The 24776-nt window shown below is 59.6% G+C and carries 21 protein-coding genes and 1 tRNA gene; 11 read left to right on the top strand and 11 right to left on the bottom strand.

Annotated elements, in window-relative coordinates; genetic code table 11:
- Positions 1–77 precede the first annotated feature (77 nt).
- Both AB6803_RS10860 and AB6803_RS10855 read right to left on the bottom strand, forming a co-directional pair.
- On the bottom strand, positions 78–1505 hold the full coding sequence (locus AB6803_RS10860; RefSeq protein WP_371108872.1) for a mannose-1-phosphate guanylyltransferase/mannose-6-phosphate isomerase: 1428 nt from the start codon (positions 1503–1505) through the stop codon (positions 78–80).
- Between the two features lie 265 nt (positions 1506–1770).
- The gene (locus AB6803_RS10855; protein WP_371108871.1) at positions 1771–2871 is read right to left on the bottom strand and encodes a DUF475 domain-containing protein; all 1101 of its coding nucleotides are present in this window, start codon (positions 2869–2871) and stop codon (positions 1771–1773) included.
- 429 nt (positions 2872–3300) lie between these two features.
- Here AB6803_RS10855 and AB6803_RS10850 point away from each other — a divergent pair, with 429 nt between their 5' ends.
- On the top strand, positions 3301–3549 hold the full coding sequence (locus AB6803_RS10850) for a hypothetical protein (protein WP_371108870.1): 249 nt from the start codon (positions 3301–3303) through the stop codon (positions 3547–3549).
- Between the two features lie 68 nt (positions 3550–3617).
- On the opposite strand, the gene AB6803_RS10845 is transcribed toward AB6803_RS10850, so the two are convergent.
- Complete coding sequence (locus AB6803_RS10845) at positions 3618–4091, bottom strand: hypothetical protein (protein ID WP_371108869.1); 474 nt, start codon at positions 4089–4091, stop codon at positions 3618–3620.
- Between the two features lie 93 nt (positions 4092–4184).
- A complete protein-coding gene (locus AB6803_RS10840; protein ID WP_371108868.1) occupies positions 4185–4415 on the bottom strand; it encodes a hypothetical protein in 231 nt (76 codons plus the stop codon).
- Positions 4416–4622: 207 nt separating this feature from the next.
- On the opposite strand from AB6803_RS10840, the gene AB6803_RS10835 reads away from it, so the two are divergent.
- Positions 4623–4934, top strand: a complete 312-nt coding sequence (locus AB6803_RS10835; RefSeq protein ID WP_371108867.1) for a hypothetical protein — start codon at positions 4623–4625, stop codon at positions 4932–4934.
- Positions 4935–5086: 152 nt separating this feature from the next.
- Here AB6803_RS10835 and AB6803_RS10830 read toward each other — a convergent pair.
- A tRNA-Val gene (locus AB6803_RS10830) sits at positions 5087–5161 on the bottom strand.
- An 84-nt stretch (positions 5162–5245) separates the two neighbouring features.
- Positions 5246–5608, bottom strand: coding sequence for a response regulator CpdR1 (gene cpdR1 / locus AB6803_RS10825; protein ID WP_004117561.1), 363 nt, complete (start codon positions 5606–5608; stop codon positions 5246–5248).
- Positions 5609–5895: 287 nt separating this feature from the next.
- Here cpdR1 and AB6803_RS10820 point away from each other — a divergent pair, with 287 nt between their 5' ends.
- The 3 genes from AB6803_RS10820 to hisN all read left to right on the top strand — a co-directional run bounded on the left by AB6803_RS10820 (position 5896) and on the right by hisN (position 9078).
- Positions 5896–6780, top strand: a complete 885-nt coding sequence (locus AB6803_RS10820) for an N-formylglutamate amidohydrolase (RefSeq protein WP_371108866.1) — start codon at positions 5896–5898, stop codon at positions 6778–6780.
- A gap of 434 nt (positions 6781–7214) precedes the next feature.
- Positions 7215–7865 carry a pyridoxamine 5'-phosphate oxidase family protein gene (locus AB6803_RS10815; protein WP_371108865.1) on the top strand — a complete coding sequence of 217 codons (651 nt, stop codon included), beginning with the start codon at positions 7215–7217 and terminating at the stop codon, positions 7863–7865.
- 439 nt (positions 7866–8304) lie between these two features.
- Entirely contained in the window at positions 8305–9078 is a 774-nt protein-coding gene (gene hisN / locus AB6803_RS10810; RefSeq protein ID WP_371108864.1) for a histidinol-phosphatase, read from the top strand.
- 58 nt (positions 9079–9136) lie between these two features.
- Here the strand turns inward: hisN and AB6803_RS10805 are convergent, their stop codons facing one another.
- Together AB6803_RS10805 and AB6803_RS10800 are read right to left on the bottom strand one after the other, a co-directional pair.
- A complete protein-coding gene (locus tag AB6803_RS10805) occupies positions 9137–10111 on the bottom strand; it encodes an alpha/beta fold hydrolase (RefSeq protein ID WP_371108863.1) in 975 nt (324 codons plus the stop codon).
- A gap of 194 nt (positions 10112–10305) precedes the next feature.
- Positions 10306–11373: a cyclic nucleotide-gated ion channel gene (locus tag AB6803_RS10800; protein WP_371108862.1), complete on the bottom strand. Its 1068-nt coding sequence runs from the start codon at positions 11371–11373 to the stop codon at positions 10306–10308.
- Positions 11374–11810: 437 nt separating this feature from the next.
- Between AB6803_RS10800 and AB6803_RS10795 the strand changes: the two genes are divergently transcribed.
- Positions 11811–12389, top strand: coding sequence for a nucleotidyltransferase family protein (locus AB6803_RS10795; RefSeq protein ID WP_371108861.1), 579 nt, complete (start codon positions 11811–11813; stop codon positions 12387–12389).
- Between the two features lie 42 nt (positions 12390–12431).
- On the opposite strand, the gene AB6803_RS10790 is transcribed toward AB6803_RS10795, so the two are convergent.
- A complete protein-coding gene (locus AB6803_RS10790; protein ID WP_371108860.1) occupies positions 12432–12911 on the bottom strand; it encodes an Lrp/AsnC family transcriptional regulator in 480 nt (159 codons plus the stop codon).
- A 130-nt stretch (positions 12912–13041) separates the two neighbouring features.
- Between AB6803_RS10790 and AB6803_RS10785 the strand changes: the two genes are divergently transcribed.
- Together AB6803_RS10785 and AB6803_RS10780 are read left to right on the top strand one after the other, a co-directional pair.
- Complete coding sequence (locus tag AB6803_RS10785) at positions 13042–13458, top strand: DUF2000 domain-containing protein (protein WP_371108859.1); 417 nt, start codon at positions 13042–13044, stop codon at positions 13456–13458.
- Positions 13459–13825: 367 nt separating this feature from the next.
- A complete protein-coding gene (locus tag AB6803_RS10780; RefSeq protein ID WP_007701033.1) occupies positions 13826–14290 on the top strand; it encodes an Hsp20 family protein in 465 nt (154 codons plus the stop codon).
- 100 nt (positions 14291–14390) lie between these two features.
- On the opposite strand, the gene AB6803_RS10775 is transcribed toward AB6803_RS10780, so the two are convergent.
- Complete coding sequence (locus AB6803_RS10775; protein ID WP_371108858.1) at positions 14391–15410, bottom strand: bile acid:sodium symporter family protein; 1020 nt, start codon at positions 15408–15410, stop codon at positions 14391–14393.
- Positions 15411–15518: 108 nt separating this feature from the next.
- Here AB6803_RS10775 and AB6803_RS10770 point away from each other — a divergent pair, with 108 nt between their 5' ends.
- A complete protein-coding gene (locus AB6803_RS10770) occupies positions 15519–16376 on the top strand; it encodes a LysR family transcriptional regulator (RefSeq protein WP_174052302.1) in 858 nt (285 codons plus the stop codon).
- A 403-nt stretch (positions 16377–16779) separates the two neighbouring features.
- On the opposite strand, the gene AB6803_RS10765 is transcribed toward AB6803_RS10770, so the two are convergent.
- The gene (locus AB6803_RS10765; protein ID WP_371108857.1) at positions 16780–17826 is read right to left on the bottom strand and encodes a low specificity L-threonine aldolase; all 1047 of its coding nucleotides are present in this window, start codon (positions 17824–17826) and stop codon (positions 16780–16782) included.
- Between the two features lie 563 nt (positions 17827–18389).
- Here AB6803_RS10765 and gltB point away from each other — a divergent pair.
- The gene (gene gltB, locus AB6803_RS10760) at positions 18390–23114 is read left to right on the top strand and encodes a glutamate synthase large subunit (RefSeq protein WP_371108856.1); all 4725 of its coding nucleotides are present in this window, start codon (positions 18390–18392) and stop codon (positions 23112–23114) included.
- 177 nt (positions 23115–23291) lie between these two features.
- Positions 23292–24746 carry a glutamate synthase subunit beta gene (locus tag AB6803_RS10755; RefSeq protein ID WP_371108855.1) on the top strand — a complete coding sequence of 485 codons (1455 nt, stop codon included), beginning with the start codon at positions 23292–23294 and terminating at the stop codon, positions 24744–24746.
- The last annotated feature ends 30 nt before the right edge of the window (positions 24747–24776 follow it).

Below are 24776 nucleotides of genomic sequence, written 5' to 3'. Positions count from 1 at the left end.
CGCTAGGGTCTCAGTAACACTTTGAACTGGCGCATAATCCTTTGCTTAAATCGATTCCGATTTTAAGGGGTTATGCGCTAGCTTCTGCCGAATTCATCGACCAGACGGATGATGTCGTCTTCGCCGAGATAGGAACCCGTCTGCACCTCGATCAGCTCCAGCAGGATCTTGCCGGGGTTGGACAGGCGATGCACCTCGCCGAGCGGGATATAGACCGACTCGTTCTCGCGCAGCATCTGCACATTCTCGCCGACGGTCACCTCAGCCGTGCCCTTGACGACGATCCAGTGTTCGGAGCGGTGGTGATGCTTCTGCAGCGACAGCTTTTTGCCAGGCAGCACGAAGATGCGCTTCACCTGGAAGCGTTCGCCGTTCAGCACCGAGGTATAGCCGCCCCAGGGACGATAGGAGGTCGGATGCGTCTCGGTGAGCTTGGCCGTGGTCTTGTGGCCCGCCAGCAGCTTGACCAGCTTGCCGACTTCCTGGCTGTCCTTGAGGTGGCCGACATAGACGGCGTCTTCGCTGGCGATGACCGCGACGTCCTCAAGCCCCTGTACGGCGAGATGGATGCCGTGGGTCATGACGAGCGAGTTCTTGGTGTTGACCAATGTCGTGCTGCCGGCGGCGACGTTGCCGTTGTCGTCCTGCTTGCCGACCTTCCAGACAGAATCCCAGCTTCCGAGATCCGACCAGGTGAAGGGCGAGGGGACGACGGCTGCATTCGCCGTCTTTTCCATCAGCGCATAGTCGATGGAGATATCCGGGCTCTTTGCGAAGGCCTCGGCATCGAGGCGGGTGAAGTCGAGGTCGCGCTTGGACTTGGAGACCGCCTTGCTGGCTGCTTTTTCGACTTCCGGCGCATATTCGCCGATTTCGGAAAGGAGCTGGGCGGCGGAGAACATGAACATGCCGGAGTTCCAGTAGAACCCGCCGCTGGCGATCATCTCCTTGGCCTTTTCGAGAACCGGCTTTTCGACGAAGCGCTTGACGACATGGGCGCCGCTCGGCAGCGCCTTGCCGCTTTCAATATAGCCATAACCGGTTGCCGGTTCGGTCGGCGCGATACCGAAGGTGACGAGCTTGCCCTGCAGCGCTGTGTCACGGGCAATGCGGACGCAATCGTAATAGGTCGCGTTGGCATCGATCTCGTAGTCGGAGCCAAGGACGTGCATGGTCGCGTCCTTGCCGAAGAGTTCGGTGACGAGCGCGGCGGCGGCGGCCACAGCGGCGGCGGTGTTGCGAGCAACCGGCTCCAGCAACACGGCGGCCAGTGTCAGGCCGAGTTCACGCGCCTGCTCGGCGACGAGGAAGCGGAATTCTTCGTTGGTGAGCACGATCGGCGCTTCATAAAGCTCGGGATCGGAAACGCGCTCCAGTGTGTTCTGAAAGAGCGTCTTGTCGCCGATGAACTGAATGAATTGCTTTGGCGCCGAGGCACGAGACAGCGGCCACAACCGTGTTCCCTTGCCTCCGGCCATGATCACCGGGACGATTTTCGCTACCATTCTTTCTCTCTCCTAGACACTTGTTCAAGCGTTACGCGAATATCTGCAACTTATAGGATTATAAATATCATCCCTTCGACAACTCATATCGCCATTGCGATCTGCCGTCGACTGGGAAGTTCATCAATCTTAGTGCGGAAGTTCTAATAGACTCTCATCGGAGAGGTTACGTTTCGACAAAAAGGAGGCAGCTGTATGGCGGATCGCTTGCCGCGAGAGGTGATCGTTGCCGCGATGGTAGGCGGCAACGATCATGTGTTCTTGCTTACGCCTCGGCCCGGTCGCCCGGTTCTTCATGGGCAGGCCCATGTTCGACGCCGTTGCGCTTGTTGTAGCGGATCGACGACCACAGCGAGATGCCGATCAGGGCCGCGCCGCCAAGGCCGGTGATGACCTCGGGAATATGCATGAGCGTCTGGACATACATGATCACCGAGAGGATCAGGATGGCGTAGAAGGCGCCGTGCTCCAGGTAGCGATAATGGGCAAGCGTGCCCTTTTCCACCAACATGATCGTCATGGAGCGCACATACATGGCGCCGATGCCGAGGCCGATGGCGATGATGAAGAGGTTCTGGGTCAGCGCGAAAGCGCCGATGACGCCGTCGAACGAGAAGCTGGCGTCGAGAACCTCGAGATAAAGGAAGGCGCCGAAGCCTCCCTTGGCGGCGGCACTCATCGTCTTTTGCGAGGCATCGAGAAAGCCGGCAAGGACTTCCACCAGCAGGAAGGTCAGGAGACCGTAGATGGAGGCATGGAGGAATGTCGTCGAATCCTCTCCGTCGAGCAGGGAGGAGAAGATCAGAATGAGGATCAGTACGAAGGCGATCTCGATGCCCTTGATGGTGGCGAAACGCGCCATCGCCTTTTCCACGAAAGCGATCCAGTGCACATCCTTCTCGTGATTGAAGAAGTAGGTGAGGCCGACCATCATCAGGAAGGTACCGCCAAACGCGGCGATGGGCAGATGGGCATCATGCATGATCCGCGCATATTGCTCCGGCTCCGCGGCCGCAAGCTTCAGCGCTTCCCAGGGATTGATCCAGGCGGCGATGGCGACGATGGCCAGCGGGAAGACGATGCGCATACCGAAGACGGCGATGACGATGCCCCAGGTCAAAAAGCGATGCTGCCAGAGCGGCGTCATCTCCTTCAGCTTATTGGCATTGACGATGGCGTTGTCGAAGGAGAGCGATATTTCCAGCACGGCGAGCACCGAGCAGATGAAAAAGGCTGTCGCCAGGCCGCTGAGCGTGCCGGTCGCATTCCAGCCCAGCAGCGCGCCAAGGGCGAGACCGGCAACGGTAACGGCGAAAGCCCAGCCGAAATAGCCGAGCACGGATCTGGAGGAGGTGGGCGGCGTCATGGGCGCACCTCGCTACAAACGGAGGAGAGATATTCGGATCGAAAGCGCAGCCGCGTGCCAAAGACGGCATGCGGGCGAGGCATGGTCAAACTATTCATGAAAAGAAATCCGCCGGCTCATCTGCAGGCGGTACCGACATCGCGAGAGCGCCGTAAAAACTCTCGCCAGAGGGGCCCGGCACCAAAGTTCACTTCGCAGCCGATGTCAGAAGGCGCGAAGATGCCACCATTAGTTAGTGAAGTTGCGATGCGCGTCAAGAGCCGAATTGGATGCGGGTGCCTTGGCTTCCGTTTATCTGCAATTTTCCGGAACCAAACAGGAAAAGGAGGCGTTTGGCTTTGAGGCGGGCAGGGCAATGTCCGTTGTTGAGCGGATTCCTCAGGCGGATTCCATTGTCGGATAGAGAACAACGGACAAGGAGCACCTCCCATGAGTCCACACCCCATCCACCCCAAGGCGAAAGAACCAAGGCCCGAACTGACGGCGCGGCAGAAACGCGCGCGACCAAACTCACTGCGCCAGGCGCAAGTGCTGCCGCCGCACAATGTCGACCTGACATTGCAGCCGCAGACACGTGATGATGTCCACGTACCGGCCCATGTCAGCGGCGCGGATCTTTCGCGCGAAGCGCCGGGCGATGCCAATCACGGGGGCAAGAAAAAGGGCGGTTCCCAATAAAATTCAGAACGGGCGCTCTCCGGCGCCCGTTCTGGATCAGATGCATTCGACCGGTCTGACGCTATCGGCTATTTCTTGGTGCGCGGCGGCTTGCCGTTCGACAGGAAGCTGCCGGTAAAGCTCAGTTCGGTCGATTTCGCCGAGCATTGGAACGCAACAGGCTTGCCGGAATAGGGGTTGGAGAAGGTGCAGACGCCTTTTGCCTCAACCTGGCCGGCCATCTTGTTGCCGGCGCCGGTAGAGATGACCTCGACCGGTAATTGTATAGTTCCCTTGGTCGCGCCGGGCTTGATCCCGCGCCCGTCACCCTGGAAGCCAAGCATCTTGCCGCCGGCTGAAAAAATAAAGGTTACGGAGCCGTCCGGTCCCGTCACACTGGCGATCTGGGGCGTGCAGCCTTTGGATGCGTCGAGCTTGCCGACAACCAGCTTGGAGCACTTGCCGTCGATGACGGCCACGCCAGGACCAGGGAAATTCTGCGCGTCGGCACTCGTGGCAACGGTCATGACTGTCAAAGCAATGGCAATGCCTGCGAATCGCATGTTACGGGCTCCTTTAAAGCCCGGACACGTTTGCCGATCGAAATGTGGCAGTCAACCCGCAGCGCCCAGATACGACCGCGGAAAGGGCGCCGGTCACTCCGGCACGAGCGTCCCGATCAACTGCAGAAGCGCATTCTGCCGGTTTCCGCCGCCCGCGAGGAATTCATAGAGTGTCATCTGCTTCTCGATGCCGCCATCGACGAGATAGTCGGATTGGCGGATGATGAAGACCTCGCCGCTATCGGTGTCGCGGGCGAGATGGAACAGATACTCATCGCCATTGGGCTTGTGATTTTTGTAGAACTGCTTCTTTACGACCGCCATCTCGTCCTCCCGTACGATCAATGCCTTAACGTAACAGTAGTGTGACAGCGCGAGCGGAAGTCAAGCGGTTCGCGAATGGAAATTGCTCGCCGGCGGTGGGTTCCGGCGCTGAACATCAGCATGTGATTGGATATTGCAGGAAAGACCATTATTCTCAGGTCTGCGCGATCGAGTATTCGAGGCGCTACGAGCGAGAGGTCAAAGCAGATGAGAATGATGTTAGCGTTGGGAGCTTTATTGAGCTTGGCTTGCGTCTCCGCAGGCGAGGCACCCTCGAACTACCAATCTTACCACGGCGGCATTCGCGCCGACAGCGATCCCGTGCTTCTGGAGAGATATGACAGGGCGCTGAACCGTTGCGAACCGGAGGCCTATTCCTGGCATCGCGGATCGCCCGATCCAAGCAGCACCCTGTATATTCTGGCATTGAGAAATTGTCTGTACAGGCACAGCTTCGTGGATCGCGGCTCCTATGCCTATCCCACGTCGGCGGTGTTCCAGCATTTTCTGGACCGCTGATCGCCCCTGTTCCTTGTCGCATTCAGAAGCGCCTTTTCCACAAATTGGGAAGGGTGCTTTGCGTCTGGACGAGGGGATGGCCGGGCAAGCCGGCGCCAAATGAAAAAGGCCTTTCGATTTCTCGAAAGGCCTTGCTTTTCAGCGAATTAGGATGGTGGGCGTGACAGGGATTGAACCTGTGACCCCTACGATGTCAACGTAGTGCTCTCCCGCTGAGCTACACGCCCATCCGATGGCGGCGCATAGATCATAAAACCTTGGGAGCCGTCAATAGGCTTTTTTCAATTTTATGACGCCGTGCGCGGCAAGCCTTATGCGGCAAGGAGTTTGTTCACTTCGTCGACGAGTTCGCGCAGGTGGAAGGGCTTGGAAAGCACCTTCGCATCCTTCGGCGCCTTCGAATCAGGGTTCAGCGCCACGGCGGCAAAACCGGTGATGAACATCACTTTCAGGTCGGGATCGAGCTCGGTGGCGCGGCGTGCCAGCTCTATGCCATCCATCTCCGGCATGACGATATCGGTCAGGAGCAGCGAAAAGGGTTCTTCGCGCAGCCGGTCGTAGGCGCTTGCTCCGTTGTCAAAGGACAAGACCTTGTAGCCGGCCTTTTCCAGTGCCTTCACAAGGAAGCGACGCATGTCGTTGTCATCTTCGGCAAGAAGTATCTTCTGGGTCATCATCTGTTCGCTAATCAACTGTTGTCTTGTTGGACTTGTCCAGCCTGTAAGGTAGCCTGTCGCCGTAAACAAGCTGTGAATGGTCGGACGAGATATATAATCATCCGCGTCGCTACTGCGTGGTTGCATCCGCAAGGCCGCTTCGCGCGGACCCTGGGATCGGGCTTCCGGGTCCGTCGCTTTTACAGCGTTGGATTAAGGCCATTTTGCTAAAGTTAGTATGGACTTGCGGGCGTGCAACTGGCAACATGGATTTTGCGACAAGGTGTTGAAACGGTAAGACGTTGATGTCCGCAGAAATGCGTAATTTCGAGATTTTCGAGGTATCGGAGCCAGTCTCCCAGACAATTCCCTTTGTCTATAGTTCGCCGCATAGCGGTCGCATCTATCCGCCCGACTTCATCGCCCAATCCCGCCTGCAGGGCATCGCCATCCGCCGTTCGGAAGATCACTATGTCGATGAGCTGTTTTCGGCGGCGAGCGATCTCGGTGCACCGCTGCTGCTCGCCAATTTCCCGCGCGCCTATATCGACGTCAATCGCGAGCCATATGAGCTCGATCCGCGCATGTTCGATGGCGCCTTGCCGCCTTACGCAAACGTCAATTCGTTGCGGGTCGCTGGCGGCCTCGGCACGATCCCGCGAATCGTCGCGGAAAACATGGAAATCTATGCCCGGCGCGTGCCGGTCGAGGATGCGCTGAGGCGTATCGACACGATCTACAAGCCTTATCACGCGACGCTGCGGCGGCTGATTGCCCGCACCCATGTCCAGTTCGGCTTCGGCGTTTTGGTCGATTGCCATTCCATGCCGGGCAATATCCGCATCGCCGGCAGCAATATGCGGCCCGATTTCATCCTGGGCGACCGCTATGGCACCAGCGCCTCGGCGGAGCTTTCGCGCGCCGCCATGCAGATTCTCGAGGAGATGGGCTTCAACGCCGTGCGCAATAAGCCCTATGCCGGCGGTTTCATCACCGAGCACTACGGCCGCCCCTCCCGTGGGCTGCATGCCCTGCAGATTGAGGTCAATCGCTCGCTTTATGTCGATGAGACGACGCTGGAGAAGCGTGCGGATTTCGATCAGGTCGCGGCTGCCATTACCCTGTTCATGAAGCGCATCGCCGAGCATGTGGAATCCTACGCGGGCGATCCGGCGTTGGCGGCTGAGTAGGGCGTATCTCGCGCTCTGAACTCGCCGAAATGGGCGAGCGAGACAGAAAATCATCCTATAAGCGAGTGCAGAAATCGTGCAGACCGTCCGAAAGTCTGGGCGCAATATAACCTTCGGAACCCTTGTTCGGGCTTTCCGATGGCTTGCCGGGTTTTCGCTAAATATACAATCAATGGTGTTGTTTCGTTGGTAGCGAACGTTACCGACTGCGGCGGGCGTCCCATTTTAGAAACCAAACAAGCTCGGTCATCTTGATTGCGTCGAAATCTTGCGATATTGATTTTTGATGTACGTACATCAAAATGATGCCATCCACCTATCTGCAGTACCGAAAGCGACGTTTCACTGGGCAGGAACGTGAAGCGCTCACATTCAAACTCGACCGCTTAGGCACGGCTGCTTCAGCCAACAAGGCAACTTAGAAAGGCGAGATAATGAAGGGGTTCACGCTTAATCCAGAATTTGTGATAGCAGATGAACAGTCTCTTCGAGGCCTATTTGAAGCCACGCATGCTCTGGCAATATTGAAGTGTCAGGACGCTCTCGGCGAGCACGCGCAAGACTTCATCAGGCGCTCGCCATTCTTGTGTATAGGCACACAAAATCTGGATGGAAAAGCGGATGTCAGTCCTCGTGGTGACCCCGTGGGTTTCGTCAAAATTCTCGACAAGCGCACGTTGGCGATACCGGATCGACCTGGCAACAACCGCCTTGATACCCTGGTCAATATCATAGCCAATCCAAGTGTTGGGCTGATGTTCGTTATTCCCGGGTTTGACGACACATTGCGCGTGAATGGGCGGGCTACTCTGGTGAATGACCCTGATCTGCTGAAAGGTATGAGCGTTAATGATCGCGCCCCTAAACTCGCGATTGTAGTCGAGGTGGCTGAGGTTTTCATGCATTGCGCCAAGGCTTTTCGGCGCTCTCGGTTGTGGAGCCCGGATCACTTTCAAAACCGTACCGAGATGCCGTCGCTCATCAAGATCATTCTTGATGAAACAACTGGAGCGCCAAGCGACAAGGATGAGATGCGCAAAATGGACGACGACTTGGAGGAAGATTACAAAAGGACGCTCTACTAGCGTTAGCGGTGCTTTGGCACGCTTTGCAAATTCCGGGCAGACGGTTTGCGGGAGTTTGGCGACAGGCCGAATATCGCGGGATAATGATGGTTCGCAGGACCTTTGAAGTCACCTACAATACACCGGAGAAATCGGCTCTGCATCTGCCGCGTCATTCCAGTGAAACAATAATCCCGACAAAAAAAGAACCGCGCTTGTGGCGCGGCTAAGTCTAGGGAGGAAACACCCAAGGAGGGTATTTACAGTCAGAAGACTGTAGGGGGATGATGCTACCGCATTGCACAAATGTCAAGCAGAATATTGCAGTGCAAGATATTTAGGCAATTTAGAAATTTCTGCTTGATCCGCGAGCATTCCGCCTCTTGCATCGGCATTCGGTTTGCTTCCCGATCTTTATGCGCTATGACTTCGCCCGTCCCGTCATTTATCCGGATCGACCATGCTTCCTGATCGCTCGTTCTTCTATCGTCTGGCCGAAGCGGCCAAGGCCGAAACACTGCCGCGCTTTCGCGCCGGCGTCGATGTGGTCAACAAGGAAGCTGAAGGCTTCGACCCGGTGACGGAGGGTGACCGGGCCGCCGAGGTGGCGATCCGGACGCTGATCGAGGCGGAGTTTCCCGATCACGGCATTCTGGGCGAGGAGCACGGTAATGTCGGCCTCGACCGCGAGCATGTCTGGGTGATCGATCCGATCGACGGCACGCGCGCGTTCATTTCCGGTGTTCCCGTCTGGGGAACGCTGATCGGTCTGCAGAAAAACGGCCGTGCCATCATGGGGCTAATCGACCAGCCGTTTACTGGCGAGCGTTATTTCGCCGATGGCAGCGGCTCGACCTATTCCGGCCCGGACGGCGAAAGGCGGTTGCAGGTGCGCGATTGCGGCAGTCTGTCCAAGGCTATCCTCTTCACCACCTCACCGCATCTCTTTGTCGGCGAGGAGATGGTGAAGTATCGCGAGATCGAGAGCCAGGTGCGGCTCTTCCGCTACGGCACGGATTGCTACGCCTATGCGCTGCTTGCCGCCGGTCATGTCGATCTCGTCATCGAAAATTCGCTAAAACCCTATGATGTCGGCGGTATCATTCCCGTCATCGAGCAGGCGGGTGGCATCATCACCACCTGGGACGGCGGCCGGCCGGAAATGGGCGGCTCGATCATCGCCGCCGGCAGCCGCGCGGTCTACGATCAGGCACGGGCTATTCTAGCGCGCTAACTCTTGTTTTTACGCAATTCCGGACGGAAAACCGCAGCACAGTTTTCCTGGAATTGCGCTAGCTTCCGACGTCCATTGCCTCGGCACTCGTTTCGGCGTCGCTGCCGGGAATGAAAGCGTTGATGGCGGCAAGTGCTGCGTTCCGGTAAATATCCCGCTCCTGCAGGATTTCATGCTTGGACCCGTAAATGGGCACGAGCTGGGCTGCTCGGAAATAGCGCGCCAGCCGTTCCTGATCGGCATAGGGCACGATGCCGTCGCGGGTCGGTGCGATCAGTACCGTCGGAATGCTGATCGAGAACAGATGCTCGGGCCTGGTGACGCGATCGATGGCACGGAAGGCTTCCGACAGCCAGCGCGCTGTCGGCGGACCGAGAACGAGCTGCGGATAGGCGGCGGCGATCGCTGTGTTGCGCCGATAGCGCCGTTCGTCACCGGTGAGCGGGTTCTCGGGGAAGGGTCTTTCCAGATTTTTCTTGCTGAATTGGATCCGGCCAAGACCGATAGCGCTGGCGGCACTTGAGATGGCGCGCACGATGCCGGGCGAGACACCCTGGCCGGTGAGGCCGACAAAGGGCGCGAGCAGCACCATGCGCTCGATCCGGCTCGCAAGCCGGGGCGCCGCCGACAGCGCGATCAGCGCGCCTGTCGAATGCGCGAGCAGGAAGAAGGGTAGGCGTGTGTCCGGCAGCACGATCTTGTCGAGGAAGGCGGTCAGGTCCTGTTCGTAATCGGAAAAACGGCGGACATGTCCGCGCCTAGGATCCTTCAAGAGCCGCTCGGATCCACCCTGGCTACGCAGATCGAAGGTCGCGACCCACAGGCCCTTGGCGGTGAGATCACGGATCGTCTCCAGATATTTTTCGATGAACTCGTTGCGGCCCTGCAGCAGCACCACGGTTCCCTTGGCGACCGGCTGCTCGCTGCGAAAGACGACATAGCGCAACTTGCGCCCGTCAAAGCTCTCGAAAAACCCCTCGATGCGGTTTTCCGGCACCGGATTGTCTGGTGTGGAATAGAGGATCGAATCCATGACGATGTCGCGCCTCGCTAGCGGGGTGGTTCTTTAGAAGGGGATAGCGTAGGTGGGGGGAATTGCAACAGGTTTATTGACGGTCTTTGCGGTCGCATATCCGGTCCCGATATATTCCTCCATCAGCCATCTCCGATGGCAGCGCTGGTACCTAAGACGCCGCCAAATACGGCCTCCTCAAAACATCGTCTTCATCAGGCCTTTGGTGTCGCACCGCGTCGCTCGAGTGCAGTCTTGCGGATAATGTCGGCGATTTCCGGGCTGCTGCTGGACAGCATCTGGAAATCCGACGAATAGAGCGACAACAGTGAGACTTCAGTCGCGGCGCTGACGGTCGCCGAGCGGGGCTCGCCGCTGATCAACGCCATCTCGCCGAAGAAGCTGCCGGAGCCGAGCTCTACAGGGTTCGGCGTGGCGACGGTGACGCGGCCCTCGACGATGAAGAACATTTGATCGCCTGTCTCGCCCTTGCGGCAGATTATGGCGCCGGCCGGCACGACACGAGGTCTCAGCGCCCGCACAATCTCGATGAGCGCGCCCGAACCGAGTTTCTCAAACAGCGGTACTGCTGCAACCAGTTGCCAATTGCGCACGAAGTCCTGGCGACGAACTTCTTCGTAGAAGCCGGTGGCGAGGATGCCGGCCCACAGCGCAAAGATGCCGATCCCGCACATCATGACTAACCCAGCAAGGACGCGACCGGCGAAACTTTGCGGAATCTCGTCGCCATAACCGGTGGTCGATAGCGTGACAACCGCCCACCACATCGCCAGGGGGATGCTGCCGAACTTGTCAGGCTGGACGTCGCGCTCCATGATATAGGCTGCGAGTGCCGCGCCGAATAGAACGATGCCGAAAATCGAGGTGACGCCGATCAGGTTGCGCGCCTCTTTGGTCAACACCCTGCCCAGCAGTCGGAAGAAGGTCGAGCCGCGCAGCGGCTTCAAAAGCCAAATAGCGCAATAGAGGCTTTGGTCGCGGCCGCGGACGAAAAGCAATGCGGCCACGGGGACCAAAACGGCAAGCACGTCGACGGTGGTTTCCAGCGCTCTGCCGCGAGCCTCTCTCGACCGCTGCATGAACAGCGTCTCGATCAATTGCAGAACATAGGCGGCCCAGACGCTGGTGAGCAGCACTTCCAAGACGAGCCTGGTTGGTCCGGCTATATCAGGCGTCGTCAGCGCAGCCACCGTCAACAGACCGATTGCGGCGAGCAGCGCGTTCAGCGATGCGTAAATCTTCGAAAAAGGGAGTGCCGACATTCAATACCCCGACTGGGCAGCCACTCTCCCAGAATAGGATGTCTTCGGTCCAAACGTAAAGGGCTTGCGGGACATGCACGGCGACCAACTGTTGATCAGCGAAATAAGCAATTTATGGCTGTATGGAGCCGCTTGTGCCCATCAAAGCGCCTGAAGCCCCCCGATGCGATTCTCCAGCACCGGATTGTCTGGCGTGGAAAAGATGATCGAATCCATGACGATGTCGCGCCTTGCTAGCGGGTGGGTCTTCCGAAGGGGATAGCGCAGCGGGGGAGTTCCAACTGCTTTATTGAGGGTCTTTGTTGTGTCTAGGCGGGGCGCTCACTTTCCCGATCCGCTGTTTGGTTGCGACAAATGTGCCATTGCAAAATCGGCCGTGAAAGACTTTTCATGGTGATCGTCATCGGCTGTTGATGGATTCGGTAGGGGGATTCGACGTGGAGGATGCGTTATCTTTACGGCTACAGGCGATCGTTCAGGAAAGCCCTCTGCTATCTCCGATCCTGCGCAACTGGGAAAAAATTGCTCTCCCGGATTGCTGGCTGGTTGCTGGTGCTGTTGCGCAAACGGTCTGGAATCACTCTTTTGGCCTTCCCCTGACGCATGGCATCAACGATGTCGATATCGTCTACTTTGACGCCGGGGATCTTTCGGAGGGTGCGGAGGCGGAGCACGCACTTCGAATCCGGAGTTCTTTCTCTGATTTGCCAGTGTGGATAGACGTGAAAAACGAAGCCAGGGTTCATCTCTGGTATGAAGAAAAATTCAAATATCCGATAGCCCCGTACACATCTGCCGCCGACGCAATCACGACATTTCCAACGACGGCAACGGCCGTCGGTGTGCAGCCCGGGACCAATGGCCTGGAACTCTGCGCGCCATATGGAATCTCCGATCTCCTCAAGCTGGTCGTCCGCCCGATCAAGAAGCAGATTACGCGCGACATATATAAAAATAAGATCGATCGATGGGTTGTATCGTGGCCAGGGCTCAAAATAATAGGCTGGGACGAGTGATCGCAAAACACGGCGTTTGATAGGGCCGGTATGTGGTCTTGCTCAACGGCCCGCCACATCCAACGGAAAACCCTTGAAGGGCTTGATTTCCTTCAGAACGAACGTCGTCTGCATTTCCTTGATCCGAGGCAGGCGGCGTACGATGGTCATGGCGAAGTCGGCGTAGCTATCGAGATCCGCGGCCACGACCTGCAGCAGGAAATCGGCGTCTCCGGCGATGCTGTAGCAGGCGACGACCTCGCTCAGTTTCAGGACGTCTTGCGAGAACTCCTCCGCTTCCGCCTCGCTGTGACTGTCGATCTTGACCCGTATAAAGGCGAGAACCCCGAGGCCGATCTGCCGCCGATCCAGAACCGCCGTATAGCTCTGGATGACGCCGCTCTCCTCCAGTTGCCGAACCCGCCGCCAGCAAGGCGAGGTCGAAAGTCCGACCTCGGAAGAGAGTGCCTGATTCGTCAGGCGACCGTCGTTCTGGAGGGCGCCCAGGATACGTGTATCGACTGGTTCGAGCGGAAAGGGCATACTTCACCTTAAGTGGAGTTAAATTGGGTAGACTCTACCACAATAGGCAATTTTCAGGCAATGAAAGGCAGGATCATTCGCGGGGAGCGATATATCCTGCGGCGCAAATTCACTCTTGCCGCAGGTTCCCATGGTCCCCGATACCCGCCTCGCCATCATCATCAATCCGGAACTGCCGCTCGGCCTGATCGCCAACACGGCGGGCGCGATCGCCATTGGTCTCGGCGCCCGATTTCCGGGTCTTGCGGCCCGTCAGCTTGCCGATCGCGACGATCGCGCCATCGACATCAGCTCCAACCTGCCGGTTCCGATCCTGCAGGCCGATGCGGATACGATCCGGGCGCTGATGCTGAAGGCCTTGTCGCAGCCGGACGAACGGGCAATCGTGCCTTTTCCAGCCTTCGCGCGGTCGCTGCACGCCTATGCGGACTATGAGGCGACATTCCCCGACCGGGACTTGTCGGAAGAGGTGATCGACGGCCTGGGGCTCGCAGGTCCATCGAAATGGGTGAAATCGCTGACCGGATCGTTGAAGCTTTTGCGGTAGGGTAGATCCCCACCGTATCGCATAAAAAAGGCCGGCTTGCGGAGATAGAGAGATCCGCTGAGCCGGCCGAGTAAGGACTGAAGAAGAAGGGACGATATGCTTCAGTCATCGGATGTATTCGATGCATCCGACGGTTATATTGATAGTCCCGCCAGCCTGAACGGGTACCGAACCGGGTGTTCATCTGCGGTTCACGCGGCTTTTGACCGAAATCCGGGGCTGACCATCGGGGTCTTGAACTCCCGAAAAGCGATCACCATCTCCATTCTGCGGGTGCCAAACGGGCCCGCAAAACCGTCCCAAGGCCGCCCAGAGCGGGGTCGCGGGGCAAATCGTAAATCGCAATCGTCGCTCACAGGAGGACACCATGCGTCACGTAGACTTTACTCCCCTTTACCGTTCCACCGTCGGTTTCGACCGTCTCTTCACCATGCTCGACAGCCTTGCGCAGCCGGATCAGGGTCAGACCTATCCGCCCTACAACATCGAGCGCACGGGTGAGAACACCTATCGCATCACCATGGCCGTTGCCGGGTTTGATGAGAAGGAACTGAGCATCGAGGCTCACGCCCATGTTCTGCAGGTCAAGGGTGAAAAGAGCGAAGAGCCGGCGGAAGCCAGCGAATATCTCTATCGCGGCATCGCCAAGCGCGCCTTCGAGCGCCGCTTCCAGCTCGCCGATCATGTCGAGGTCCAGGCGGCTTCGCTGAAGAATGGTCTGCTGCACATCGATCTGTTGCGCAACATTCCCGAAGCCATGAAGCCCCGCCGCATCTCCATCGCCGCCGAGCCGGTCGATACCCCGAAGGCGATCGAAGCTCATATCAGCTAACCGTCGTCAGCCGACAGGCTGAAGACAGATCCTCCCAAGATCAAAAAAAGGCGGCGCTCCGATGGGGCGCCGCCTTTGTGTTTGGTACCGTCAAGGATGTTTAGGCTGCGTTCGTGGCACCATTGGCCTCGGTTTCCGCCTTGGCCGTCTCCCGCCTCTTGGCCGCATCGGCATATTTCTGGGCGAGGAAGGCGCAGGTCATCAGCTGGATCTGATGGAACAGCATCAACGGTAGGACGATGGCACCGATGCCCTGACCGGCGAAGATGACGTTGGCCATCGGCACGCCGCTTGCCAGTGACTTTTTCGAGCCGCAGAAGGTGATGGTGATTTCGTCGGCCTTGGAGAAACCGAGCGCACGGCTGCCGAACATGGTGATGCAGAGTACCGTAGCCAGCAGCACCATGTTTGCGACGATGACCGTGGTGATGTCGAGCACCGAGAAGGTGTGCCACAGGCCCTCGACGACGGCCTCGCTGAAAGCGGAATAGACGACCATCAGGATCGAGCCGCGATCGACCGGCATCAGGATCTTCTTCTTCGAACGGATCCAGTCGCCGATCCACGGCTGCAACAGTTGGCCGGCGATGAAGGGAGCCAGCAGCTGCAGCATGATCTGCCACAGCACGTCCCAGGAAAAGCCGCCGCCCTGGCCGCCGACCGAAAACAGCACGCCGACGAGCAGCGGCGTCAGGAACATGCCGAAGATGTTGGAAGCCGAAGCCGAGCAGATGGCGGCCGGAACGTTGCCGCCGGCGATCGATGTGAAGGCGATGGACGACTGTACCGTCGAGGGCAGCACGCTCAGAAACAGCAAGCCGGTATAGAGCGACACAGGCAAGATGCTGTTCGGCACGACCTGTCCGATGCCGAGCACCAGCAGCGGGAAAATGCCGAAGGTCGTCAGCAGGATGACGAGATGCAGCCGCCAATGCAGCAGGCCGGCTATGACGACATCGCGCGACAGGCGCGCGCCGTGCAGGAAGAACAGCAGGCCGATGGCAAAGTTCGTGGCGATACTGAAATAGTGGGCACTCGCTCCCTGAACGGGAAAGAAGGAAGCCGTCAGGACCGTCAGGACAAGCAGCATGGTGAAGGTGTCTGGAAGAAAGCGGCGCATCGTGCCAACCCCAATCGCAATTATAAGCCGTAAGAATGTCCTTGCAGATAGACCTATCGTGATCCACGATGCAAGGAATAACAGTTATCGCAGTTCAGGATAAAAGCGATGCTCGATCTCACGCAATTGCGCAGCTTCGTCGCCGTCGAGCAGATGGGCAGCTTCACGCTGGCCGCCGAGCGCCTCGGTCTTGGCCAGTCCACGGTCAGCCAGCATATACAGCGGCTGGAAGCCACGCTCGGGCGCAGGCTGCTGGCGCGCGATACGCATCGGGTAGTGCTGACGGGCGACGGCGAGGCGTTGCTTGGCCATGCGAGGCAGATGCTGTCGATCGAAGGGGAAGTGCAGCAGCTCTTTGCCGGCAACAGCCTGCGCGGCAGTCTGCGGCTCGGCGTTTCTGAAGATTTCGTCACCAGCCAGTTGCCGGATGTGCTGGAGGATTTCGTCCGCTCGCACCCTTCCGTCGATTTCGAACTGACAGTGGCGCTAAGCGGTACACTTTACGAGATGCAGGACAATGGCGATCTCGACCTCGTGCTCGCCAAGCGTCGTCTCGGCGATGTCAGGGGAAAACTGGTCTATCGCGAGCCGTTGGTCTGGCTGGCGCGCGATCCGGCGCGCATCCGCGCGCTTGCCGGGCCGCTGCCATTGATCGCCTTTCCGGCGCCGAGCGTTACGAGGGCCGTGGCGCTGGAAGCGCTGCGCCGCCAGCAGGTGCCCTGGCGCATCGTCTGCACCTGCGGCAGCCTCAGCGGATTGACGGCCGCGGCCCGCGCCGGCATGGGCGTGCTCGTCCAGCCGCGCAGCATGGCGCCGGCGGGATTGTCGGAAATCGCGCCCGGCTGGCTGCCGGCGCTGGAGGATGTCGAGTTCGTGCTGGTGCCGCGCAAGGGGGCGGATCAGCTGCTGGTCAGCGCTCTGTCGGAGGATATCCTGGCGAAGGTGAGGGGATTGCGGTCGATGTGACGCGTCGGGTTTGTTTCGAGCCGATCATGAAAGCCGTTACTGATCATGTGGATAGGCGTAAAGGTTTTGTTAAGATTCCTTCGCCGGCTGTCATTTCTCTTTTCGCGTGTCCCGATTTGGAAGTGCACGCGGTTCAGGTTCGAGTCAGTTTGTGTTGCTATCCTATTTTCCAGTGAATCAGCTGAAGCGAGGATATCAGCCTCCATGATCTATGGTGCCATCTTCATTTCCGGACTTGTAGCCTGCGTAATGGCAATGACGATGATCGTTCATCATGCGCCGCCTTCTGACGGCGTATCGAACTTCACGATGTTCACGCATCGGAATCAGAACTAGGCTTTTGTCGCCAGACTGAGCGCCGAACTGGCTTTTAGCCAGTTCGGCGCTCTTTTTTATTTAATCGTCAAGCAAGGCAGCCGAGGAAGCCGGCGACATCGTCCTCGGTCGTGGCAAAGCTGGTGACGAGGCGGATCAGGGCCTCATTCTCGTTCACCAGGTCCGGCTGCGATTCCGGGATCGGCCATTCATAAAACTTCGCGCCCTTGTCCTCGGCGGTCCTGGCGGCTGATTTCGAGATGATGGCAAAGACTTCGTTCGATGCGGTCGGCCATGCGAGGCGGGCGTCAGGCGTCCGCTCGATGCCGGCGCGCAGGCGGTCGGCCATGCGGTTGGAATGGCGGGCGAGGTCGAGCCAGAGACCATCCTGGAAATAGCCGTCGAACTGGGCGGCGATGAAGCGCGACTTGGAGAAAAGCTGGGCGGCGCGCTTGCGGATGAAATGCATTTCCCTCGCCTGCTCCGGATTGAAGAAGACGATCGCCTCGGCGCACCAGCAGCCGTTCTTGGTGCCGCCGAAGGAGAGAATGTCGACGCCGCGCTTCCAGGTCATCTCCGCCGGGCTGGCGTCGAGCGCGACCAGCGCATTGGCGAAGCGCGCGCCATCCATGTGCAGCGGCAGTCCGTTCGCCTTGCTGATGGCGGCGATGGCGTCGATCTCGGCGAGCGAATAGACCGTGCCGATTTCCGTCGCCTGGGTGATGGTCACGGCGGCGGCGCGGCCGTGATGGATGGCGTCCTGCGGGAAGCGCGCGACCTTGGTGGCGAGCGCCTTCGGGTCGATCTTGCCGCCGGGACCGTCAACGGTCGCGAGCCTCGCGCCGCTGAAGAAATCCGGCGCGCCGCATTCGTCTTCGGCGACATGCGCCTCAGTATGGCAGAAGCTGATCCCGCCCGGCTTCTGGACACTGGCGAGCGATAGCGAATTGGCGGCGGTGCCGGTCGCGACGAAGAAGACGGAGACTTCGCGCTCGAAAATCTCGGCGAACTTGGCTTCGACCTTCTGGTCGAGATCGCTGGTGCCGTAGGCCGAGGCGAAGCCGCTGGATTCGGCAAGCAGACGTTCGGCGATCTTGGAATGGGCGCCGGCCCAATTATCGGAAGCAAAAAACATTGATAACACCAACTGAGACTACAGGTTTGCGGGAAAGGTAGTTAAGGTCTGCCGGACATTAATCCAATGGTGCAGGCTATCAAGAGTGCAGTGCTGAAGGACTCATCACAGAAATTGATCTAAGCAATCAACAAACAAAATGATGCGCTGCAGCGAAACTTTCTTGCTTGAAATTTGCAACATCGGCAATCTTCCGTCGCGCGTTGACGAAATTTTGCCGTTTTGCTCTTGCGAAGGCAGAAGCTTTCTGTCATAGAGCTGGTGAATTAGGACAGGGTTGCTGTCCTATTTTGGCCACCGAGGCCGAAGATGCGCCAGGGGTCCTGACGATGTCGGGATTTCGAGCTATAGTTACCAAGAGCACGCCCTTTTAAGCCTTCAAGGTAAGGGGTGGAGTGGCGGTGGAATAGCAAGGCGCGGAACGCTGACGACAGGCTCCACCGTGGGCCAGGTTTGCGACCGGATCTTCATAATGCAACAGCGCTGTCGCGCGTCGGACCGGGTAACGGGGCGACGCGGGACGAAGGATCGCCCGCGCCGCGGGCCTTACCGGAGGGAAGACGATGACGAACAGGACGCCGTCCATGACTTTTGACCAGATCGCTGCAGCCAATGCTGTCGCTGCGGCCAAAACGTCGAAACGCGCCGCCGGCATCCCACGGAAGCAAGGCCTCTACGATCCGCGCAACGAGCATGATGCCTGCGGCGTCGGCTTCGTCGCGCATATGAAGGGCCAGAAGTCGCACCAGATCGTGCGCGACGGCCTGTTCATTCTCGAGAACCTGACGCATCGCGGCGCCGTCGGCGCAGATCCGCTGATGGGCGACGGCGCGGGTATTCTCGTGCAGATTCCGGATCGTTTCTTCCGTGAGGAAATGGCCCTGCAGGGCATCACCCTGCCGAAGGCGGGCGAGTATGGCGTCGGCCATTTCTTCCTGCCGCGCGACGAAGCGCTGATCGAGCATTTCAAGACCGCCATCAAGCAGGTGGTTACCGAGGAAGGCCAGGTCCTGATCGGCTTCCGTGACGTGCCGGTCGACAATTCCTCGTTGTCGAAGGCAGCTGATATTGCCGCCACCGAGCCGCATCATGTGCAGGTCTTCATCGGCGCTGGCCGCGATGCCGGCACGAACGAGGAATTCGAGCGCCGCCTGTTCACCCTGCGCAAGGTGATCTCCAACCGCATCTACGCGGAATATGAGGGCGAAGAGAGCAGCTTCTATCCTGTGTCGCTGTCGAGCTCGACCATTGTCTACAAGGGCATGTTCCTCGCTTATCAGGTGGGCGCCTATTATAAAGACTTGGCTGACCCTCGTTTCGAGACGGCGGTCGCCCTCGTGCACCAGCGCTTCTCGACCAACACCTTCCCGTCGTGGAAGCTCGCGCATCCGTATCGCATGGTCGCCCATAACGGCGAAATCAACACGCTGCGCGGCAACGTCAACTGGATGGCGGCGCGTCAGGCGTCTGTGTCTTCGCCGCTGTTCGGCGAGGATATCTCCAAGCTCTGGCCGATCTCCTATGAGGGACAGTCGGACACCGCCTGTTTCGACAACGCGCTCGAATTCCTCGTGCGCGGCGGCTACTCCATGGCGCATGCCATGATGATGCTCATTCCTGAGGCATGGGCCGGCAACCAGCTGATGGCTGCCGAGCGCAAGGCGTTCTACGAGTATCATGCCGCCCTGATGGAACCGTGGGATGGCCCTGCCGCCGTCGCCTTCACCGACGGCAAGCAGATCGGCGCGACGCTCGACCGTAACGGCCTGCGTCCGGCCCGCTACCTCGTCACCAATGACGATCGCATCATCATGGCGTCGGAAGCCGGTGTTCTGCCGGTCGAGGAAGAGAAGATCATTCAGAAGTGGCGCCTGCAGCCGGGCAAGATGCTGCTGATCGATATGGAAAAGGGCCGCATCATCTCCGATGACGAGGTGAAGTCCGAGCTTGCCAGCAAGCATCCCTATCAGAGCTGGCTCAAGCGCACGCAGCTGATCCTGGAAGACCTGAAGCCGGTGGAGCCGCGGGCACTGCGCCGCGACGTGTCGCTGCTCGATCGTCAGCAGGCCTTCGGCTATACGCTGGAAGACACCAAGCTCCTGATGTCGCCGATGGCGACGACCGGGCAGGAGGCGATCGGCTCCATGGGCACGGACACGCCGATCTCGGCCATGTCCGACAAGCCGAAGCTGCTTTACACCTATTTCAAGCAGAACTTCGCGCAGGTAACGAACCCGCCGATCGATCCGATCCGCGAAGAGCTGGTGATGAGCCTTGTCTCCTTCATCGGCCCGCGTCCGAACCTGCTCGACCATACCGGCATGGCCAACGCCAAGCGGCTGGAAGTGCGCCAGCCGATCCTGACCAATGGCGATCTGGAAAAGATCCGCTCGATCGGCCACACGGAAGATCGCTTCGACACCAAGACGCTCGACTTCACCTATGATGTCGATCGTGGCGCCGAAGGCATGCCGGAAATGCTCGACCGTCTGTGCGAGCGTGCCGAAGCGGCCGTTCGCGGCGGCTACAACATCATCGTGCTGTCCGACCGCCAGATCGGACCGGATCGCATCGCGATCCCGGCGCTGCTGGCGACGGCTGCCGTGCACCATCACCTGATCCGCAAGGGGCTGCGCACCTCGGTCGGTCTCGTCGTCGAAACCGGCGAGCCGCGCGAAGTGCATCATTTCTGCCTGCTCGCCGGCTATGGCGCTGAGGCGATCAACCCCTATCTCGCCTTCGACACGCTGCTCGACATGCATCAGCGCGGCGAATTCCCGAAGGAAGTCGATGCCAACGAAGTCGTCTATCGCTACATCAAGGCGGTCGGCAAAGGCATCCTCAAGGTCATGTCGAAGATGGGCATTTCGACCTATCAGTCCTATTGCGGCGCGCAGATCTTCGACGCGATCGGCCTCCAGGAAGAACTGGTCGACAAGTATTTCTTCGGCACGGCGACCATGATCGAAGGCATCGGTCTCGAGACCATTGCCGAGGAAACCGTCGCCCGTCACAAGTCGGCCTTCGGTGCCGACCCGATCCTGGCAAGCACGCTCGAGATCGGCGGCGAATATGCCTACCGTATGCGCGGCGAAAGCCACGCCTGGACGCCGGATGCGGTGGCCGCTCTTCAGCATGCCGTGCGCGGCAATGCCGAGGACCGCTATCGCGAGTTCGCGGATATGGTCAACGACTCGGCACTGCGGATGAACACCATCCGTGGCCTGTTCAAGATCAAGAGCGCGGAAGCGCTCGGCCGCAAGCCGATCTCGATCGATGAGGTCGAGCCGGCTGTCGACATCGTCAAGCGCTTCTCGACGGGCGCCATGTCCTTTGGCTCGATCAGCCGCGAGGCGCATACGACGCTGGCGATCGCCATGAACCGGATCGGCGGCAAGTCGAACACCGGCGAAGGCGGCGAAGAGTCCGACCGTTACATGCCGCTCTTCGACGGTTCGCCGAACCCGGAACGCTCTGCGATCAAGCAGATCGCGTCTGGCCGCTTCGGCGTCACCACCGAATATCTTGTTAATGCCGACGTGCTGCAGATCAAGGTCGCGCAGGGTGCCAAGCCCGGCGAAGGCGGACAGTTGCCCGGTCATAAGGTCGACGCGACTGTCGCCAAGACCCGGCATTCGACACCGGGTGTCGGCCTGATCTCGCCGCCGCCGCATCACGACATCTACTCGATCGAAGACCTGGCGCAGCTGATCTTCGATCTGAAGAACGTCAACCCGGCCGCCGATGTCTCGGTCAAGCTCGTCTCGGAAGTCGGCGTCGGCACGGTTGCCGCTGGCGTTGCCAAGGCGCGCGCCGATCACATCACCGTCGCCGGCTTCGACGGTGGTACGGGCGCTTCGCCGCTCACCTCGCTAAAGCATGCCGGTTCGCCTTGGGAAATCGGCCTTGCCGAGACACAGCAGACGCTGGTGCTGAACGGGCTGCGTTCGCGCATCGCCCTGCAGGTCGACGGCGGCTTGAAGACCGGTCGTGACGTCATCGTCGGCGCGCTGCTCGGCGCGGACGAGTTCGGCTTTGCCACCGCACCGCTGATCGCGGCCGGCTGCATCATGATGCGCAAGTGCCACCTCAACACCTGTCCGGTGGGTGTCGCGACGCAGGATCCGGTCCTGCGCAAGCGCTTCAAGGGCACGCCGGAGCACGTCATCAACTACTTCTTCTTCGTCGCCCAGGAAGTGCGCGAAATCCTCGCCTCGCTTGGCTTTGCCAGGCTGGACGATGTCATCGGCGCTTCGGAGCTGCTGGAGAAGGATGACATGCTCGCCCATTGGAAGGCGAGAGGGCTCGACTTCAGCCGCATCTTCCACAAGGTCGATGCGCCGAAGGAAGCGACCTATTGGACGTCCCTGCAGAAGCACCCGATCGACGACATTCTCGACCGCAAGCTGATCGAGCAGGCTGAGCCGGCGCTTGCCAGCAAGACGCCTGTTGCCATCGAAGTGGACATCAAGAACGTCGACCGTTCGGCCGGCGCGATGCTCTCGGGCGCTGTCGCCAAGCGTTACGGTGCCCGTGGTTTGAAGGACGATACGATCAGCGTTACGCTGAGGGGCACCGCCGGACAGTCGTTCGGCGCGTTCCTGGCGCGGGGCGTCACCTTCAACCTCATCGGTGACGGCAACGACTATGTCGGCAAGGGGCTTTCGGGCGGCCGCATCATCATCCGTCCGCCGGAGAACTCGAAGATCCTCGCCGAACATTCGATCATCGTCGGCAACACCGTGCTTTACGGCGCGACCGAGGGCGAGTGCTACTTCCGTGGCGTTGCCGGCGAGCGTTTCGCGGTGCGCAACTCCGGCGCCATCGCCGTTGTCGAAGGTGTGGGCGACCATGGCTGCGAATACATGACCGGCGGTGTCGTCGTCGTACTCGGCGAAACCGGCCGCAACTTCGCAGCCGGCATGTCGGGCGGCGTTGCCTATGTGCTCGACGAGAAGGGCGATTTCGCCCGTCGCTGCAACATGGCGATGGTCGAATTGGAGCCGGTTCCGGAAGAGGACGAATTGCTGGAGAAGCTGCACCATCACGGTGGCGACCTCATGCACAAGGGACGCGTCGACGTCTCCGACGACATGACGCGCCATGATGAGGAGCGGCTCTACCAGCTCATTTCGAACCATTTCCACTACACCGGTTCGACGCGTGCGAAGGAAATCATCGATCATTGGGCCGATTACCGTCCGAAATTCCGCAAGGTCATGCCGGTTGAATACCGCCGCGCCCTTGAGGACATGGAGCGGAACCGGATGAGCGTGGCGGCGGAGTGATCCGCGGCAACGCCCTTTCCATTCGAGGGTTTCGCGCCTGATTGCGATCGCCGGAATGGCGGTCGCGACTGTCGAACAGCGGAATCAGATTTGAATTACAGTGCCGGACAAGGCAGCGGGATTTGCCTTCAGGCACGGGAGCCATCGGGCTCCTCTTTAGAGTGAGGAAACGAAAGCATGGGCAAGGTAACAGGCTTCTTGGAAATCGACCGGCAGGTTGGCAAGTATCAGCCGGCGTCGGACCGTATCCGGCATTTCCGCGAATTCACGATCCCCATGTCGGACCCGGAAGTGCAGAAACAGGCAGCGCGCTGCATGGACTGTGGCATCCCCTATTGCCACGGCCCGACCGGCTGCCCGGTGCACAACCAGATCCCGGACTGGAACGACCTCGTCTACAACAACAACTGGGAAGAGGCGATCCGCAACCTGCATTCGACCAACAACTTCCCCGAGTTCACCGGCCGTGTCTGCCCCGCGCCCTGCGAGGAAGCCTGCACGCTGAACCTTGAGGATGCGCCGGTCGCGATCAAGACGGTCGAGCAGGCGATTGCCGACAAGGCCTATGAGCTTGGCTTCATCCGCCCACAGCCGGCCACGGTCCATACCGGTAAAAAAGTCGCCGTCATCGGCTCCGGCCCCGCCGGCATGGCTGCTGCCCAGCAGCTCGGCCGCGCCGGCCATGAGGTTCATCTCTATGAGCGCGAGTCGAAGGCTGGCGGGCTGCTGCGCTACGGCATTCCGGACTTCAAGATGGAGAAGAACTTCATCGATCGCCGCGTCGAGCAGATGAAGGGCGAGGGCGTGACCTTCCATTGCGGCGTCAATGTCGGCATCGACGTCAAAATGGAAGAGCTTCTGGCCGATTATGATGCCGTTCTTTATTGCGGCGGCTCGGAAACCCCGCGTGAGGCCGGCATTCCCGGCGTCGGGCTTGCCGGCGTTCATGACGCCATGCCCTATCTCGTGCAGCAGAATCGCCGCGTCGGTCGCGAAAACATTGACAGCATCGGCTGGCCGTCCGATCCGATCCTTGCCGGCGGCAAGCATATCGTCGTCGTCGGTGGTGGCGATACCGCATCTGACTGCGTCGGCACGGCTTTCCGTCAGGGTGCCGTCAAGGTGACCCAGCTCGACATCCGCCCGCAGCCGCCGGAAAAGGAAGACAAGCTCGCCGTCTGGCCGTTCTGGGCGACGAAGATGCGGACCTCCTCCTCGCAGGCCGAGGGTGCCGTGCGTGAATTCCAGGTCGCGACACTGGAGTTCATCGGCGAAGACGGCGTGCTGACCGGCGTGAAGTGCTGCGAAGTGGATGAGCGCCGCAAGCCGATCGCCGGTACGGAATTCGTTATCCGCGCCGACCTCGCCTTTATCGCCATCGGCTTCCGCGGCCCGTTCACCGACAGCGTGCTCAAGGATCTCGACGGCAAGCTGACGCTCAACACCGACAAGCGCGGCTCGACCAACGTCGTTGCCGACGACAAGAGCTACAAGACCTCGGTCGACAAGCTCTGGACCGCCGGCGACGTCCGCCGAGGTCAGTCCCTGGTCGTCTGGGCCATCCGCGAAGGCCGCCAGGCCGCTCGCGCGATCGACGAGGCCCTGATGGGCGCCACGGTGCTGCCGCGATAAGCGGTTGGCATTTGGAGAACGACTAAGGCC

Source organism: Rhizobium sp. RCC_161_2 (assembly GCF_041355235.1).
Lineage (GTDB): Bacteria > Pseudomonadota > Alphaproteobacteria > Rhizobiales > Rhizobiaceae > Rhizobium.
This window is presented reverse-complemented; position numbering and strand designations above follow the sequence as displayed.

What these genes read in the sequence shown, in the direction of transcription:
- AB6803_RS10860 (WP_371108872.1), bottom strand. Translation starts at nt 1,505, where the DNA reads ATGGTAGCGAAAATCGTCCCGGTGATCATGGCCGGAGGCAAGGGAACA.
- AB6803_RS10855 (WP_371108871.1), bottom strand. Translation starts at nt 2,871, where the DNA reads ATGACGCCGCCCACCTCCTCCAGATCCGTGCTCGGCTATTTCGGCTGG.
- AB6803_RS10850 (WP_371108870.1), top strand. Translation starts at nt 3,301, where the DNA reads ATGAGTCCACACCCCATCCACCCCAAGGCGAAAGAACCAAGGCCCGAA.
- AB6803_RS10845 (WP_371108869.1), bottom strand. Translation starts at nt 4,091, where the DNA reads ATGCGATTCGCAGGCATTGCCATTGCTTTGACAGTCATGACCGTTGCC.
- AB6803_RS10840 (WP_371108868.1), bottom strand. Translation starts at nt 4,415, where the DNA reads ATGGCGGTCGTAAAGAAGCAGTTCTACAAAAATCACAAGCCCAATGGC.
- AB6803_RS10835 (WP_371108867.1), top strand. Translation starts at nt 4,623, where the DNA reads ATGAGAATGATGTTAGCGTTGGGAGCTTTATTGAGCTTGGCTTGCGTC.
- cpdR1 (WP_004117561.1), bottom strand. Translation starts at nt 5,608, where the DNA reads ATGACCCAGAAGATACTTCTTGCCGAAGATGACAACGACATGCGTCGC.
- AB6803_RS10820 (WP_371108866.1), top strand. Translation starts at nt 5,896, where the DNA reads ATGTCCGCAGAAATGCGTAATTTCGAGATTTTCGAGGTATCGGAGCCA.
- AB6803_RS10815 (WP_371108865.1), top strand. Translation starts at nt 7,215, where the DNA reads ATGAAGGGGTTCACGCTTAATCCAGAATTTGTGATAGCAGATGAACAG.
- hisN (WP_371108864.1), top strand. Translation starts at nt 8,305, where the DNA reads ATGCTTCCTGATCGCTCGTTCTTCTATCGTCTGGCCGAAGCGGCCAAG.
- AB6803_RS10805 (WP_371108863.1), bottom strand. Translation starts at nt 10,111, where the DNA reads ATGGATTCGATCCTCTATTCCACACCAGACAATCCGGTGCCGGAAAAC.
- AB6803_RS10800 (WP_371108862.1), bottom strand. Translation starts at nt 11,373, where the DNA reads ATGTCGGCACTCCCTTTTTCGAAGATTTACGCATCGCTGAACGCGCTG.
- AB6803_RS10790 (WP_371108860.1), bottom strand. Translation starts at nt 12,911, where the DNA reads ATGCCCTTTCCGCTCGAACCAGTCGATACACGTATCCTGGGCGCCCTC.
- AB6803_RS10785 (WP_371108859.1), top strand. Translation starts at nt 13,042, where the DNA reads ATGGTCCCCGATACCCGCCTCGCCATCATCATCAATCCGGAACTGCCG.
- AB6803_RS10780 (WP_007701033.1), top strand. Translation starts at nt 13,826, where the DNA reads ATGCGTCACGTAGACTTTACTCCCCTTTACCGTTCCACCGTCGGTTTC.
- AB6803_RS10775 (WP_371108858.1), bottom strand. Translation starts at nt 15,410, where the DNA reads ATGCGCCGCTTTCTTCCAGACACCTTCACCATGCTGCTTGTCCTGACG.
- AB6803_RS10770 (WP_174052302.1), top strand. Translation starts at nt 15,519, where the DNA reads ATGCTCGATCTCACGCAATTGCGCAGCTTCGTCGCCGTCGAGCAGATG.
- AB6803_RS10765 (WP_371108857.1), bottom strand. Translation starts at nt 17,826, where the DNA reads ATGTTTTTTGCTTCCGATAATTGGGCCGGCGCCCATTCCAAGATCGCC.
- gltB (WP_371108856.1), top strand. Translation starts at nt 18,390, where the DNA reads ATGACGAACAGGACGCCGTCCATGACTTTTGACCAGATCGCTGCAGCC.
- AB6803_RS10755 (WP_371108855.1), top strand. Translation starts at nt 23,292, where the DNA reads ATGGGCAAGGTAACAGGCTTCTTGGAAATCGACCGGCAGGTTGGCAAG.